4 protein-coding genes and 1 pseudogene are annotated in these 15,758 nt (G+C 38.3%); all 5 read left to right on the forward strand.

Features of this window, described 5'->3' with window-relative positions; genetic code table 11:
* Position 1 precedes the first annotated feature (1 nt).
* Entirely contained in the window at positions 2 to 2,242 is a 2,241-nt protein-coding gene (locus LQV47_RS15790) for a S8 family serine peptidase (RefSeq protein ID WP_230038509.1), read from the forward strand.
* Positions 2,243 to 2,249: 7 nt separating this feature from the next.
* On the forward strand, positions 2,250 to 4,217 hold the full coding sequence (locus tag LQV47_RS15795) for a T9SS type A sorting domain-containing protein (protein WP_230038511.1): 1,968 nt from the start codon (positions 2,250 to 2,252) through the stop codon (positions 4,215 to 4,217).
* Between the two features lie 8 nt (positions 4,218 to 4,225).
* Complete coding sequence (locus LQV47_RS15800) at positions 4,226 to 14,080, forward strand: SpvB/TcaC N-terminal domain-containing protein (RefSeq protein WP_230038513.1); 9,855 nt, start codon at positions 4,226 to 4,228, stop codon at positions 14,078 to 14,080.
* A 7-nt stretch (positions 14,081 to 14,087) separates the two neighbouring features.
* Positions 14,088 to 14,582: a hypothetical protein gene (locus LQV47_RS15805; protein ID WP_230038515.1), complete on the forward strand. Its 495-nt coding sequence runs from the start codon at positions 14,088 to 14,090 to the stop codon at positions 14,580 to 14,582.
* 295 nt (positions 14,583 to 14,877) lie between these two features.
* Positions 14,878 to 15,753, forward strand: a pseudogene (locus LQV47_RS15810) (hypothetical protein); the annotation flags it as partial.
* Positions 15,754 to 15,758 lie beyond the last annotated feature (5 nt).

The raw sequence follows: 15,758 nt of genomic DNA on the forward strand, positions 1-15,758 counted from the left end.
GATGAGTAAAAATATATTTCATAATAAAATACTCTTGGTTGGGCTTGTATCTTCCTGTTATCTTTCAGCACAGGAAACAGCTGATACCCTACTGATAAAGAAGCAGGCTATTGGGAGAGAATTAGCTATTCGGTTTTCTTCTGAATCTGCTAAGCAAAAGGAGCATATTCAAAGGTTTAAAGCTTTAGGCTATAAAGAATTTATTATCGAAAAAGATAATTACAAACAGCTTATTGGAGCTGATGAGAAAGGAAGGCCCATGTACTATACGACTCTTAATGCCGGAGCATCCAAAATGGTGAAAACGGCAAAAATGTATAATGGAGGAGGTTTAGGATTGGATATTTCCGGGCAGAATATGCTGATCGGACAATGGGATTTTTCAAAACCCAGGCTTAGTCATCAGTTATTGGTTGGAAAGATTACTTATCCTCAAAGCCAGAACCAAACTATTTCCCGGCATAGTACCCATATAGCAGGAACAATTGCCGGAAACAATACTTCCAATCCTAGTGCGCGGGGAATTGCTTACGGAGCCTCTTTAAATGCGTATGACTGGGTGAACGATGTTTCGGAAATGTTAGCAGAGGCTGGGACCGGGATGCTGGTTGCTAATAACAGCTATGGTTTTGATCCTATGTATTTACAGACCTATCAGTTTGGAAAATACAATAATACAGCCCAAAATTGGGATGCCCTCATGTATGGTAATCCTTACTTTCAAATTGTAAAAGCTGTGGGTAATGCCCGTGACCTCAATTATGATATTGTTCCCCAGACTCAGGCCAAAGGAGGCTACGATCTCTTGGAAGGAGCTGGTATTGCTAAAAATGTTTTGGTAGTAGGTGCTGTCAAAAAAGATGAAAATATGCAGGCTGATGATCAGTTTATTACAACTTCTTTCAGCAGCTATGGGCCTACGGATGATGGCAGGATAAAACCTGATATCAGTGCGCCGGGAGAAGATATATATTCTGCAATAGAAACTTATAATGCTGCTTATGGTGTTTACAAAGGAACATCCTCAGCGGCAGCTATTGTGTCGGGAGTGGTTACTTTATTACAGCAATATTGGAAAACCCTTAATTCTAATTATATGTGGTCATCTTCTGTGAGAGGCATTATTACCCATACAGCTAATGATAGAGGAGCGCTTGGCCCCGACTATGCTTACGGATGGGGTTTGATGAATACGGAGAGGGCTGCTCAATTGATCTACAGCAATAACAAAAGCACCTTGGTGAAAGAAGAAAATCTGGCGAACGGAAAAGAATACCGGTTGTATGTAGTTGCTGGCAAAGCAAATCAGCCGCTTGTAGCTACTTTGGCATGGACAGACCCTGCCGGGAATATAGGAAATAGTAATGCGGATGATGAAACTTCAGCTCTCGTTAATGATCTGGATATCATTATTGTTAAAAAAGATAATTCCGGAAATACCCAAACTTTCTATCCCTGGAAACTGGGAGGAATCCAAAATTATACGGCATCAGCTACAAGAAATTCTGTTAATTCCGTAGATAATATTGAAAAAGTGGAAATTGATCATCCGGACGGGTTATATCAGGTAATTATCAGGCATAAAGGAAATCTTCAGCAGGGAAACCAAAATTTTTCGCTGATACTTTCCGGGGTTTCTTTCTGCTATTCGGATGATCTTTATGTACTGGTAAGAGAAAAAGACAATATAGATGCTCCTAGTTTTGTAGGTACAGCCAAAAATATCAAAGCGTCTAATGTGATTAAAAGTACAGCAGATGTTACTTATAAAGCAGCCCAATCTGTGGAATTATTACCTGATGCATCAGGAGGCAATAATACAATAGGTTTTGAAACAGAGCCGGGAGCCACATTTTTAGCCTATATCGATCCCAGTTGTGGTGCCGGAGTAGACCTTCCTTTATTGTATCAGGCACAGTCACTGACAAGAACTAATAAAGCTGCAGCCACATCTGCTCTTTCTAAAAAAACGGAAGCTGAAAAACGAAATGAACTGGCCGTCTATCCAAATCCGGTACATGATGAACTCAATGTCAAATTCAGCCTTGAAAGTTCTTCTAAAGTCACCTTTACCCTATACGATGCTTCAGGAAAAGAGGCTCTGCGTCAGGAAAGTTCTCAGAATTTCCCTGCTGGTGGATTTATGAAAACCCTATATGTAAAAGGACTGCCTGGTGGAGTATATATTCTGTATGTGGAAACGGCAACTCAAAAAACAGGTAAAAAAATAATCATTAAATAAAGGAGCTATGAAGCATTTATATAGAATCATTTTTGTGTCGTTCAGTTCTTTGATATTTTCACAAAGTCCCGGTGGAGTGGGCGAAGTAAGCCTTTGGCTGAAATCTGATACGGGAAGAAATACGACCCTTCTGTATACAGATTATAGCAGCAATCAGCATATTATATCTGCAGATACAGAAAAGAATAAACCGGGATATGGTTTACTGAATTATAACGAAACACTGGATTTTGACGGAACCAATAACTTCCTGAAAATTCCTTATGTCATGGAAACCTTGAATAAGGTAACCCTTTTTATGGTATACCAGAACAAAAATACAAATAGAGAAACTGCATTGTTTTCAACAGACTTTGCCGGTGAGAAGGCGCTATACTACAGTACAAGCAGTGTTTTTCGCTATAATAATGAACAGATCAATTATATAGAGCCTGAAAAACTGGACAGCATGACTTCCCTGAGTATGTATTCCAAATTTGATGTGCCTTCTCAGCGGATAGACGATGTATTGGGAAGCTCAGGAAAAAGTAATCTGTATATAGGAAAAGATGGAGGAAACAGAAATGGGAATGCTTTTAAAGGAAAATTACCTGAATTTTTTATATACCGTAAGATTTTAACCCAAAACGAAAGAGACCGGGTGAATTCCTATCTGGCCATAAAATATGGTGTCACCATGCCAATGACTGAATATCTGAGTTCCAAAAGTAGAAAAATATGGAAAAAAGAAGATTATGCAGACTATCCGGAGAATGTTGCCGGTATTGCAATAGATCAATATTCAGGGCTTTATCAGAAGCAGTCTACAAGTACCTCAGAAAACAAACGCTTGTCTATTGCAGCTCAAGAGTTAATGGTCAGTAATAAAGATAATACAGCTCAACTCCCTAACCAGACTTTCCTGATCTGGGGAAATACTGGTGAAGCGTTAGAATTTGATAAAGAAGTACTCGGACAGCAACTTTTAAAACGGAAATGGAAAATACGTTTATCTGAAGAGAAGGAGACTTCTTTCCCAACTGAAGTCGTTTTTTATACCAAAGATATCCTTCCTGTCCTTCCTGAAGGAAAGAAGGTCTTACTGGTTATTGACCGTTCCGGAAAAGGAGATTTCAACAACACTGACCTTGAAGTGTATCCTATGGAATCTGTGGACGATAAGGGATTTATTCATTTTGAAAATATAATATTTGATAAGGATTTTTCAGGATCGGATGTGTTTACTTTTGCTTTGGGATCACAACTCTTACTGGCAAAAGAAATTATACAGGCTGACTGTAAAAATAGTTTTGGAGCTTTAAAAATCAATATTCAAAGAGGGGCCGCTCCATTTAAAATTAATCTGACGAAAGATAACGTGCCGGTGCAAAATCAAACCTCACAAAGTCCGAAGGTAGATTTTAATAACCTTACACCTGGAAGCTATACGCTGGAAATTTTGGATAAAACCAATATTTCCTCCCGTTTTAGTTTTAACATTACTGATTTTAAGGCTATAGATCAGAATTTGGAAGAAAATTATATACTGCCTCAAAATGGATTTGTTGAATTGGATGCTTCTAAAAATATCAGCAATAAAGAAACCCTTTATCAATGGACTTCCAATAATGGATTTACGAGCTCCGGATCAAAAATTAAAATCTATGAACCCGGAGACTATACAATCACGGCCACCACTCCCGGAGGCTGTATAAAAACCAATAAAATTTCAGTAACCCAGCCTTTGGAAAACAGCATCGTAATTTTCCCTAACCCTATTCATGCAGGAGAAAACTTTACGATCCGTATCCGTCTGTCAAAAGCAGAAGATGTAAATGTTAAAATTTTTGAAATGTCCGGAAGACTGGCTAAAGAAATTAAGGAATCGGGGAAATCTTTCTATGAGTTTAAAGAATCACTTAAGGTGGGAGGAACCTATGTTGTGGTTGTGGAAACGTCTTCTCAGAAGAAAAATTTTAAACTAATCATTAACTAATAACGGCTATGAAGACATCTTTATTTAACCTCATCAGAGGACAGAAAAAAATAGTTAATTCTTTTATTTTTCTTATTTCATGGTCACAGATCCATGCTCAAGCCAACAGTCTTTTTTTACATAAAGAAGAGCAAAAACAAATCGATAGGGAATATAAAAGTATTTCATCTTCGCATTCTCCGTTATCTTTTTCTGAAAACGAAAGAAATTCATCACCTGAACAGGCTTCTGTAAACAATAAGGAAACTATAGAAAAGATACCTCAAAGCTCATCAGAAAGCGTTAAAACTTTTAATATATCCGATGTAAAAAGCCATGCGTCCAAATTATACAGGTCAGATATTAAACAGGGAGTTATTGGTAAAGACCAGGAACATCCTATAGACCAGGTATTTGATAATATATTTACAGTGTTGGTGAATGATGTTGTAAAACCCAATTCTTCTGTATGGCTGGAATATGAGCTTTATGGAGTGAGCGAGGCCTCCGGTATCAGCAAATACATCAATGATGAATTGGCTACAGGAGGTAAGGTGGTGGAAAAAAATAACCAATGGAGTTTTCACTCCGAAGTATTATCACCCTCTGCTGTTCTTCAGGGGAAAAATAAAATCACCTTTACCATTCCTTCCGAAGCAGAATACACCTATAAGGTTCGTAATGTCCATATCAGGATTGATACATCTATACCTTCCTCTTATAAAGCGGTAAAAGCTGTTTCTTCAGCACTGATAAAAAATATTGCTGCAGGAGAAGCTGGAGAATTACATTGGGAAGGCGCAGGTCTTGAAGTAAACAAAGGCATTCTGAAAACATCACAGAACTTTTCAGTAACCCCTTTGCGGGATATTGATATTCCTGTTACCACTCCCGAATTCGTTAATGTTACCAAACAGCATTTTGCGTATCGTTTTCTTCCTCATGGAGAGCATTTCAGCATTCCTGCAAAAGTATCAATGGATTATGACAAATCTAAAATTCCTGCAGGATATACCGAACAGGATATCAGGGTTTTTTACTTTGATGATATCCAGAAAAAATGGATGGCACTGGAAAAAGATTCTTTGATGAGTGACAAGCAGGTGTTGGTTTCTAAAACAACCCACTTTACGGATATGATTGCAGGAATCATCAAAGTACCTGAATCTCCGGAAACAGGAAACTATGCTCCCAATTCTATTAAAGATATCAAAGCAGCAGACCCATCCACAGGAATTGTGAGTATAGGAGCACCTTCACCCAACAGTATGGGAACAGTAAATACAAGTTTTCCTATTAAGCTTCCTACCGGAAGGCAAGGAGTACAGCCTTCATTATCTGTAAACTACAGCAGTGAGGGCGGCAATGGCTGGCTGGGTTTAGGCTGGGATCTTTCTACTCCTGCGATAAGTATTGATACAAGATGGGGAGTACCAAAATATGACGGAGCAAAAGAGACAGAAATTTATTCTTTTGGTGGGGAGCAGCTGACTTTTAAAGATGGTGATAAATACGTTTTGCCAAATCGTGCAGAAGGTTTTGATAAAGACAGAACTGCAGAACGACAGTTTTACCCGAGAATAGAAGGTGCTTATCATAAAATCATCAGACACGGCAGCAGCCCCTCCAGTTACTGGTGGGAAGTGATCAGTAAAGATGGTACCAGGAATTATTTTGGAGGAGATGGTACTGCCATCGTAGAAAATGCGGTACTGAGGCAATCCGGAACAAATAATATCGGCTACTGGTCGCTTTATAAAACAATTGATACGAATGGAAATTATGTAAAGTACAATTATGATACGCCCACATACAGTTCGTCAGGAGCTCTTGGAAATGGGGGGAAAGAAATGTATATCAATACAATAGAATATACCCTTAATGATGCTAATCCTTCTTTAAAGAAATACAATGTCAATTTTGGATATGACTCCAATCAAAGAGAGGATGTACAGGTAGATGCAAGGCTTGGATTTGTACGGGTGACATCAAAAAGGTTAGGGAGCATTCAGATATTATATGATGGAGCTCAGGTGAGAAGTTATGAGTTTCAATATAAAAAAGGAGCCTTTTCTAAATCGCTTTTAGAAACAATTACTGAGAAAAATGCAAATGGGAGTGTATTTTATACCAATAGGATAGAATACTTTAATACTATAGAAACTACTCAGTATTCACCTGAGACTTCAATTGATGCTGTTGCTAACGATGCAGGAATAAAAAGTTCTTCATTATTGGGGCATGGTGACTCGAAAAATACAACGGTGGGTGGAGCCCTTACCTTTGGTGTTGCAAAAGTAGGTGATACCCAGGCCTATAATCCGCTTACCAAAAGTGCAACATTTGGTGGAGATTATCAGTATACTGAAGGAGAAGTTGGAGGAAGGCTTACCATAACCGATGTAGATGGAGATGGGCTACCGGATAAGGTTTTGAAGAATGAATGGAATTCTCCGAATTCTGTTTTTAAATATAGAAAGAAAGGATTAGATATAAGTTCTTTTGGAAGTGATTTATTGACTCCTGAAAACTCGAAATCTTTTTCTTATTCAAAAAGCTATACGAATAGTTTTGGTTTCGAGGCAACCGCTTCAATACTGGCTTCGGCAGGGATATCTGGGGGAACATCCAAAACAAAAGATCTTACTTATAATTATTTTACAGATGCCAATAGCGATGGAATTCAGGATATAGTCAGCAACGGGCAGGTTTATTTTGGAAGAATAGAAAATGGAGTTCTAAAATATACGACAGATGTTTTACTGACTCCAAACCCAATCAGTAAAGGAGCTGCTATAAGTACTCCGGCTGTAGACTGTAATGATCTATTGGAGGATTATAAAAACTCCCCCCTTCACGATGTTGTTAAAGTTTGGCGGGCGCCTTATGAAGGAACTATTAATATATTAGGAGTAATTAGACTAAAGAATCCTTCATCTAGCCCGGACGGGGTGAAAATAAGTGTACAACAGTATAATGCAGAAACAAATACTTCAAGCTTTTTAGTTCCGTTTACGGTACTCAACACGGCCAACAGCTTATATAGTGTTGTTCAGACATCAATACAGGTAAAACCGGGTGATTATTTTTATTTCAGGGCAAATTCAAGGGACAATGGTGTTGGGGATATTGTAGAATTTCCTATGAATATTACCTATATCAGCGCTGCAATGGCCTATCCATACCCGGGTGCTCTTAAGGATTGGTATAGAGACTCATCAGAAACACTCTTAGGCCAATTTAGCAATGTAAGCCTCATAAGCAGTAAAAACGGAACAGGAGTCCCTGTCAGTGTAAACTCGGCAACCGTTACGGGAACATTCATCAAGCCTCTTACGGTAAAAGACATTAGACTGAATATTGTAAGAAAACAATCAAATGGTACGGTAACAACCATAGGAAGTCAGCAGTATCCTAACACCACTACCGGAAGCCAGAATCTGCTTTTTAACACAGGTGCTTTAGCTGAAGGTGATATCCTGTATTTCCAGGTACAATCTGACTTAAATGAAAAATGGGAAGATTTAAAGTTTAATAATTTAAAGCTGACGATCAATTATGAAGGAAGTGATATGGAACTACCCGTAATCCCCGACATTCAATTTTACAATTTAAGAACTAATACAGTTTCCACATTTAAGCCATGGATTGACATGCGTAGCCGTGACGGAAATTATTCATTATATGCAAAATTAACAGGCAAACCGGCAGGAAGATATACTTATATCGTTAGAAAAAGACTAATGCAGCGTGGAAACTTTGTGGAGCCAATTATTACAACAATCAATTGGACAGGTAGTGTGAGCAGTATACAGGAGCTTTCTATTTCACAACCTATTGTACGTTATAATGATTATTATGTGGAATGTTATACAGATCTGGAGTCTGATAAAGGATTAGATGGAGCTATCCCTAGCCTGGAAGTAGAGATCCGCCAGTCTGCCAATGTAAATCCTTTGGCACCTACAGTATTTGAGACCCATGGAATCAATGTTTACGGAAAAGATACTGATAAAATATATCTGGCAGGATCTAATGCAGATCTGTCTAAAGATGATGCAAGGTTTGGAGCCATGTACAGAAGCTGGGGTCAGTTTATTTATCATGGAGGCTATGGTACGCTGCCGGCAACTTGTGGTGAACTGCAAACTCAGTTAACAGATTATGGGAGCCAGCTTATAGATCCCGGTAAATTAGTTCCTCCTGTTGATGAGAGTGATTCTACTCCTTTGAATCAGAGGCTTTTCATGATGATGAATGCTTATAATGGAAGAGATTTTAATGCACCCACTAATCCTGATTACGTTCAAAGGTATATTGGAATCAGTAAAACCACTTACGTTCAAGGTACAGATGTTTCCACTTCAAGAATGGGAATGAATGACATGAGTGTCCTTTCACAAGGGACACCTGCAAATACACCAGGCATTTTTAACGCACCTGTTAAACAATCAAAAACGACAAATGATAATGAAGGGATTTCAGGAGGGTTTTCCGTTTTCTCTTTAAATAATACAAAATCGAAAGGGAGTACAATTAATACATTGGATTATTTTGATATGAATGGAGACGGCTATCCTGATGTATTGAACGGAAATGCTATTCAATATACCAATATGATCGGTATGCTTTCCGGAAGTACCTTAACAGGAGCCAACGATAATCCACACAGAACAGAGCATAAAAATTCTGGAAAAGGAGTGGGACAAAGCTATCCATTATCAGGAAAGTCCAATGAATCCAGTAATAAAAATGCATTAAAAGCTGTTGAACCAGGCTTTAATTTTTCTGCCGGCTCATCTGATGGGACAGACTTTTCTCTTTATAGTTATATTGATATTAATGGAGATGGACTATTGGATAAAGTTTCTCAGAATGGACAGGTTCAGTTGAATTTGGGGTACTCTTATGCCGCTCCTGAAAATCTTTCATATGGTGATTTCAGAAATGGAACCACTACTTCCTCTAATCTTGGGGCAGGAGCTTCCATTGGAGGAACCATAACAAACGGTTTGCCTAAAGGAGTAAGCATGTTTAACGGTAGTATTGCTTTTGGAGCCGGAAAATCTGAAACATTTAATGATCAGAAAACATCACTGATAGATATCAATAATGATGGCCTTGCAGATCTGGTAACCAGTTCGGGCGGAAATCTGAGCGTCCAGATCAATACAGGAAACAGGTTTGTTGCCATTCCATGGAATGCTGCATCTAATATTCAGCAGGATGTTTCCCGGGGATTTAATATGAATGTAGGAGTTACGGCGTCTATCCTTATTCCTATCGGCACTACCGGAAATTCTCTTAAAATTTCTGTAAACCCAAGTACAAGTTTTGGGGAAGGAGACAGTAACGTTAAGCAGCAGATAGTAGACCTGAACGGAGACGGCTTCCCGGATTTATTACAATCACAGGCAGATGGTGACGGTAATTTCAGTAATACAGCCGGATTTGTAAAGTATTCTACGATAGGAACTACCAACCTCCTCAAAAAAGTAACCACTCCAATGGGTGGATCCTGGGAGGTAACCTACGAAAGAACAGGAAATACGTATGATTTGCCGCAAAGCAAATGGATCATGACTTCTGTGGTGACAAATGATGGATTTACCGGAGACAATCAGTTCAGACCGGATGCTTCCAAAATTACTGTAACCTACGAAAATCCTTACCATAGCAGAAGAGAAAGAACATTTTATGGATTTGAGAAGGTAAGAACCAATCAGATCAATACAGGAAATGGAGGAGCTGCTGCTACAGAAATCTACCGATATACTCAGCAGGTTTTCAATAATAATTCCTATTTTTTAAAAGGATCTTTATTATCTGAAATACTATACGATGCAGCAGGGAAAAAATGGACGGAGAAAAATAATACGCTTACCTTAAGGACGATCCATAATACAGCTACGGTAGCGACTAATCTGCCGGTGAAAGAAGGAGAAAAATCGCTGACGAATTATGCCTACTTCACTGCATTGGACAAAACGACTTCCAGTTTCTATGAAGGCCAGGCCGTGGCAGGTAAATCTACTTCTACAGAAATGGTCTATGATAATTATGGTAACCTGAAACAGAATAAAGATGCGGGAGACGTTCAGATCGGAGCCGGAGAAGTGCTTACTTCTATTATAACATATCAGGTTACAGACAATGCTTCAAACTATCTCATCCTGCCTACAGGGGTAAAATCAACTGCTGCAGGGGTAGTAAGGGAAAGAACAGCTCAGTATGACAGTAAAGGAAATGTTACTGCCATTACCATGGTAGGTCCAGGAAATCCTGTCAATAATTATGAGTATGATATCTATGGAAATATTAAAAAAGCAATCGGTCCGGTGAACCACCAGGGACAACGCTTCTTCCATGAGTATACCTATGATTCTAATGTAGCGACTTATCCTACTGTGGTAAAAGATGCCTTCGGATACAGCAGCAAGTCAGAATATGACTTCCGGTTTGGAGTCCCTGTCTTCACTGAAGATATGAATCTGCAGCCGACCCAGTATGCTTACGATGCAGCGGGAAGAACAACTGAAATTACCGGTCCTTATGAAATGTTCAACGATATTCCGTGGACGATACAGTTTGAATATAAACCGGTCAACGATGCACCATTGAATGCTACAGGAGCACAATCTTATGCCGTAACCCGTCATTATGATCCTGATAATGCTAACAATACCATTAATACCGTAAGTATTTCTGATGGTTTTGGAAGCCCTATACAGGTGAAAAAGACAGCAGATCTCTACCAAAAAGGCCTTAAATATGTGGTTTCCGGAAAAGTAGAACAGGATGCTTTCGGCAGAGCTCTGAAAACATATTACCCTACAGAAGCACAGGCTTCAGGATATACTTATGATGCTACGGTAGACAATATCGTTCCTACCATCAATACGTATGATGTACTGGATAGAGTCCTTACCACTAAATTACCGGATGAAGATCTGATTTCTGAAGTGGAATATGGCTTTGGAAATGACCGCGAAGGAAGACTGATGTTCCGTACTATTATGACGGATGAATTAGGAACGATCAAGAAAGCGTATACAGACATTAAAGGACGTACAACAACTGTACATGAACCTTCCAATACCGGAGATATTTTTACAAGCTTCACCCATGATGCTATTGACGAGTTGTTAAAAGTAAGAGATGTACAGAATAATCTGACAACCAGTATTTATGATGATTTAGGTCGAAGAACATCCATGACCCATCCGGACAGCGGAATTTCCACCTTTGTATATGATGCTGCCAGCAATATGACTTCCAGAGCCAATGCTGAAAATGAAACCGTTACTTACACCTATGATTTTGGCCGTCTGAATGCTGTGATGTATCCAAAATATCCTGAAAATACAGTAAAATACTATTATGGCCAGGCGATGGACGCTTCAGCAATGGATAATAATTCGGTAGGAAGATTATGGTATCAGGTAGATGCTACCGGAACACAGTATATGAAATACGGCAGATTGGGAGAACTTACCCATCAGCGCCGTTCAGTAGCTGTTCCCGGAGCAGGAGTATACTGGTTCGGAACAGAATGGGAATACGATACCTGGAACCGTGTGAAAACCATTACCTATCCGGATGGAGAAAAACTAACGTATAATTACAACCTGGCCGGAAACCTTAAGAATATGACTTCGGTAAAAGATGGTTTCACCAGAAATATCATTAATGAATTAGGCTATGATAAATTTGACCAGAGAGTATTCCTGAAATATGGAAACGGAACAGCAACCAGCTATGAGTATGAGACCAAGAGAAGGAGGCTGCTGAAAATGAATGCCCAGACTCCCGGTAACCGTTACTTCATGAAGAACCTGTATCAGTATGATGTGGTAAGCAATGTACTTCAGGTTCATAACAATGCTCCTGTAGCACAGGCCGGATTATTGGGTGGAGGGACCAACCATACTTATGGATATGACGACTTATACAGACTGACTTCTGCAAGTGGAAACTGGCGCGGCATCAATCCGCAAAGTCAGGAAGAACGCCAGCGTTACACCGTTACCATGGCTTATGACAATATGCATAATGTGATGGGTAAAACCCAAAAGCATGAAAAAGCGATGGGAAATACCGGGAATGTGTGGAATACTATAGAAGCCAGTTCTTACCGATTGAACTATAAATATGAAAGCACAAAACCTCATGCGCCAACAACCATTGTAGATGAGCCTAATGTGCCGGGTGCTTTATGCTGTGATGTAAACAATCCTCAGGTGAAGTTCCAGAACTATACCTATGATAAAAAAGGAAACCCTACAGCCATTGCTCAGCAAACCTGTGAAGCAACAGAACCTAAAACAAAGTACTTATGGGATGAAGAGAACCGTCTTCGTTTTGTAGATACCAATCCTTCCACTCCGGAGGTAGATGGAGCGTCCATCTATACTTATGATGCCGGAGGAGAAAGAATTATCAAAAATGTATTGGGTGATGCCGTTATTATCAATACAGGAGGAAATGAAAGTATAGTAAACAATAACAGGTATACGATCTACCCGAATGGTATGCTTTCTGCCGCTCTTACGTTAGATCAGCAAACCGGAAAGTATATCCTGAATTATACCAAGCATTATTATGCAGGTAGCCAACGTATCAACAGTAAATTAGGCAAAGGAAAAGATGTAGGGCAATTTAATTGCGGATGGCTGATTATTCCTTTTGGAGCAGGAAGTGCAGCAATCAATGAAAAAGCGGTAGCTAAAGAAAAGTTGGAGGCCAATACTGCAGCCAGTTTAGCGATCATGGCAGCGAATGGAATTACGCCTCCCCCTAACTATGGACAAAACGCAGGCTATAATGAAAATTGTGTATCTTCGTATACAGGGGTAGAGGAGAAAGATACGTATTGGTATCATCCTGATCACTTAGGCAGCAGTTCTTTTATTACCGGTTTAGATGGTGAAGTAACCCAGAATATAGAGTATTTCCCAAGCGGAGAAGTGTTTGTAGAAAACCATAAAAATTCTTACAATACACCTTATAAGTTTAATGGCAAGGAGCAGGATGATGAGACGGGATATTACTATTATGGTGCGAGATATTATAACCCTAGAGTGAGTCTTTGGTTGAATGTGGACCCCTTGGCAGATTATAACCCGTTCTATAATGATCAGGCTTATATTGATGGGGAACACAATGATGGTGTTTACAACTCCGGAAACTTGAATCCTTACATTTATACATATCAGAATCCAATAAAATATATTGACCCTAATGGTAAGCAGGTATGTGTTACAGGAAGCGAAGCACAAAGATTATCACAAATAGTTACCATCAGAGGAAATAAATATCATAACAACACAACAAATCTACCAGCTTCAATAGGTAATAAAATCAATAGCTGGTTTGGTGGAGATTCTGATTATTTTGTTGAAAAGAAACGATATGATCCAGTTGATAATAGATTTGTCCATGAATTGGTAGATAATGCAGCTGGGAGTTTAGTAGCAGGAGGTATCATGAAAATAGCTGGACCATTACTGAGTAACATGGTCTCTAAAATTGGAACTAAAGTTATTCCTAATGCAGAAAAACTATTGGATTCTATATTAGCTCCTTCAAAAGGAGGAATGTCAGTAATTGGTAGAGCTTTACAGAAACACGCAGGAAGAACAGGCAGTACTTTTGAAAATGTAGCTTATTCAGGAAAAACAGCAACAGATGATGGAATGGGAATTATAAAAGATATTGTTAATTCTAATAAGCAGTTAATAGATTTGGAAAAAAATGGAACTAAAACTATTTATGACAAAGTAACTGGTAGGGGATTTAATGTCAACAGACAGGGGGAATTTGGAGGATTTAGGGAACTTCCTCAAAGAAATATAAATAATGTTGAAAGAGTTATTAAAAAATAAAAATAATATGACTTTAGAATTAGTAAAACAAACCATTGAAAAAATTGATAATAAATATTTTATCAATATAGGTGCTTATGATTTATCTAATGAGAATTGGAAAATTTTAATATCATATCTAAATAATACATACAAAATAGTTTTTAAAGAATATGTTTCAAACAATGAAACTGAAAAAATTGACTACAAATTGCTATTAAGTTTTTGGAATGGGAATACTGAAAATGGTTATATGGCAATAATTGATTTAAAAACTATTTCAATAAATTGCTATTTTAATGGGATAAGTGATTTAGATTTTGATGTTGTTTATAATGATATTTTAAATGATGAAAATTTAAAAAAAATTATAGATTTTGTTTCATCAATGTCAGATTTAATAGATAAGCCATTTTATTTGGAGGAGGAGAATTATAATACAGAAAACAAATTGGTTGAAATATATAAAAATCAAATATTAATCATAGATTCTAATAATTACCCCGCTGCGCAAAGTTTTTAACTTGATAAAAGTAAAACCACTGCAATTGCAGCAAATTAGGAAAAGGAAAAGGAAAAGACGTAGGATTATTTAATTGTGCATGGTTGATCATTCCTTATGGAGCCGGAGCGTCTTCCATCAATGAAAAGATGGTAGCCAAAGAAAAATTAGAAGCCAATACAACTGCTAGCTTAGCAATTATGGCAGCGAATGGAATTAGGCCTCCCCCTAACTATGGACAAAATGCGGGCTATAATGAAATTGTGTATCTTCGTATACAGGGGTTGAGGAGAAAGATACGTAGTTTAATGGTAAGGAGCAGGATGATGAGACGGGGTATTACTATTATGGTGCGAGATATTATAATGCAAGGGTGAGCCTTTGGTTGAATGTGGATCCATTGGCAGACTATAATCCGTTGTATAATGATCAGGCTTATATTGATGGGGAACATAATGGGGGAGTGTATAATTCGGGGAATAATAATCCGTATATTTATTGCTATCAAAGTCCAATAAATCTTATTGACCCTAACGGAAAACAAACTTGGGGATATGCAATGAGTAGCGTTCCTGCTAATCAAAGGCAGCATGTTATAAGGGGAATGAATCGCTCTTATGAAAAATCATGGACTCTTATTCATGATACTGGAGCAGGGTTTGTTCCATACTATGGACAGCTTATTGACATTAAAGATACTTACAACGCATTCAAAGGAGGCAATGGTTGGGATATCTCTTTTGCTATGATAGCTTGGGTACCAGGTGGAGATTTTTTAAAAGGATTAAAAAAACTTTTTAAAAATGCTGATAATTTTAGACAATTTAGACATGTTGGTGATGTATTGGATTTAGGTAAGAAGAGAGAAAATTTGGTAGCTGAGTTATCGGGAGGAGGAGTAGCAATGGTCGATGGAAAAGATTTGGTAGTTCGTACAAAAGATGGAACAATTGGTACCACCATTGATGTAATTGGGAATAATGGAGAACTTATAAGTGTTGGAGGAGCTAGTAAAGCCAAAAATGGAGGGAGTGCTTTTTTAAGTACTCTTGCAAATCTTAAACGAGTTGCTGATGATACGGGAGCAACAGCACAAACTTACCTGTCAGATAATACGCCAGAATGGTTAATAAAGAAAGCTCAGGAGAAACTGGGAAAAGACAATGTTAAAATATTTAAGGAACCTAGATAGGAATA

Source organism: Chryseobacterium sp. Bi04, assembly GCF_918698085.1.
Classification (GTDB): domain Bacteria; phylum Bacteroidota; class Bacteroidia; order Flavobacteriales; family Weeksellaceae; genus Chryseobacterium.

Excerpts from the sequence above, each read along its gene's own strand:
- LQV47_RS15790 (WP_230038509.1), top strand. The coding sequence starts at position 2 with ATGAGTAAAAATATATTTCATAATAAAATACTCTTGGTTGGGCTTGTA.
- LQV47_RS15795 (WP_230038511.1), top strand. The coding sequence starts at position 2,250 with ATGAAGCATTTATATAGAATCATTTTTGTGTCGTTCAGTTCTTTGATA.
- LQV47_RS15800 (WP_230038513.1), top strand. The coding sequence starts at position 4,226 with ATGAAGACATCTTTATTTAACCTCATCAGAGGACAGAAAAAAATAGTT.
- LQV47_RS15805 (WP_230038515.1), top strand. The coding sequence starts at position 14,088 with ATGACTTTAGAATTAGTAAAACAAACCATTGAAAAAATTGATAATAAA.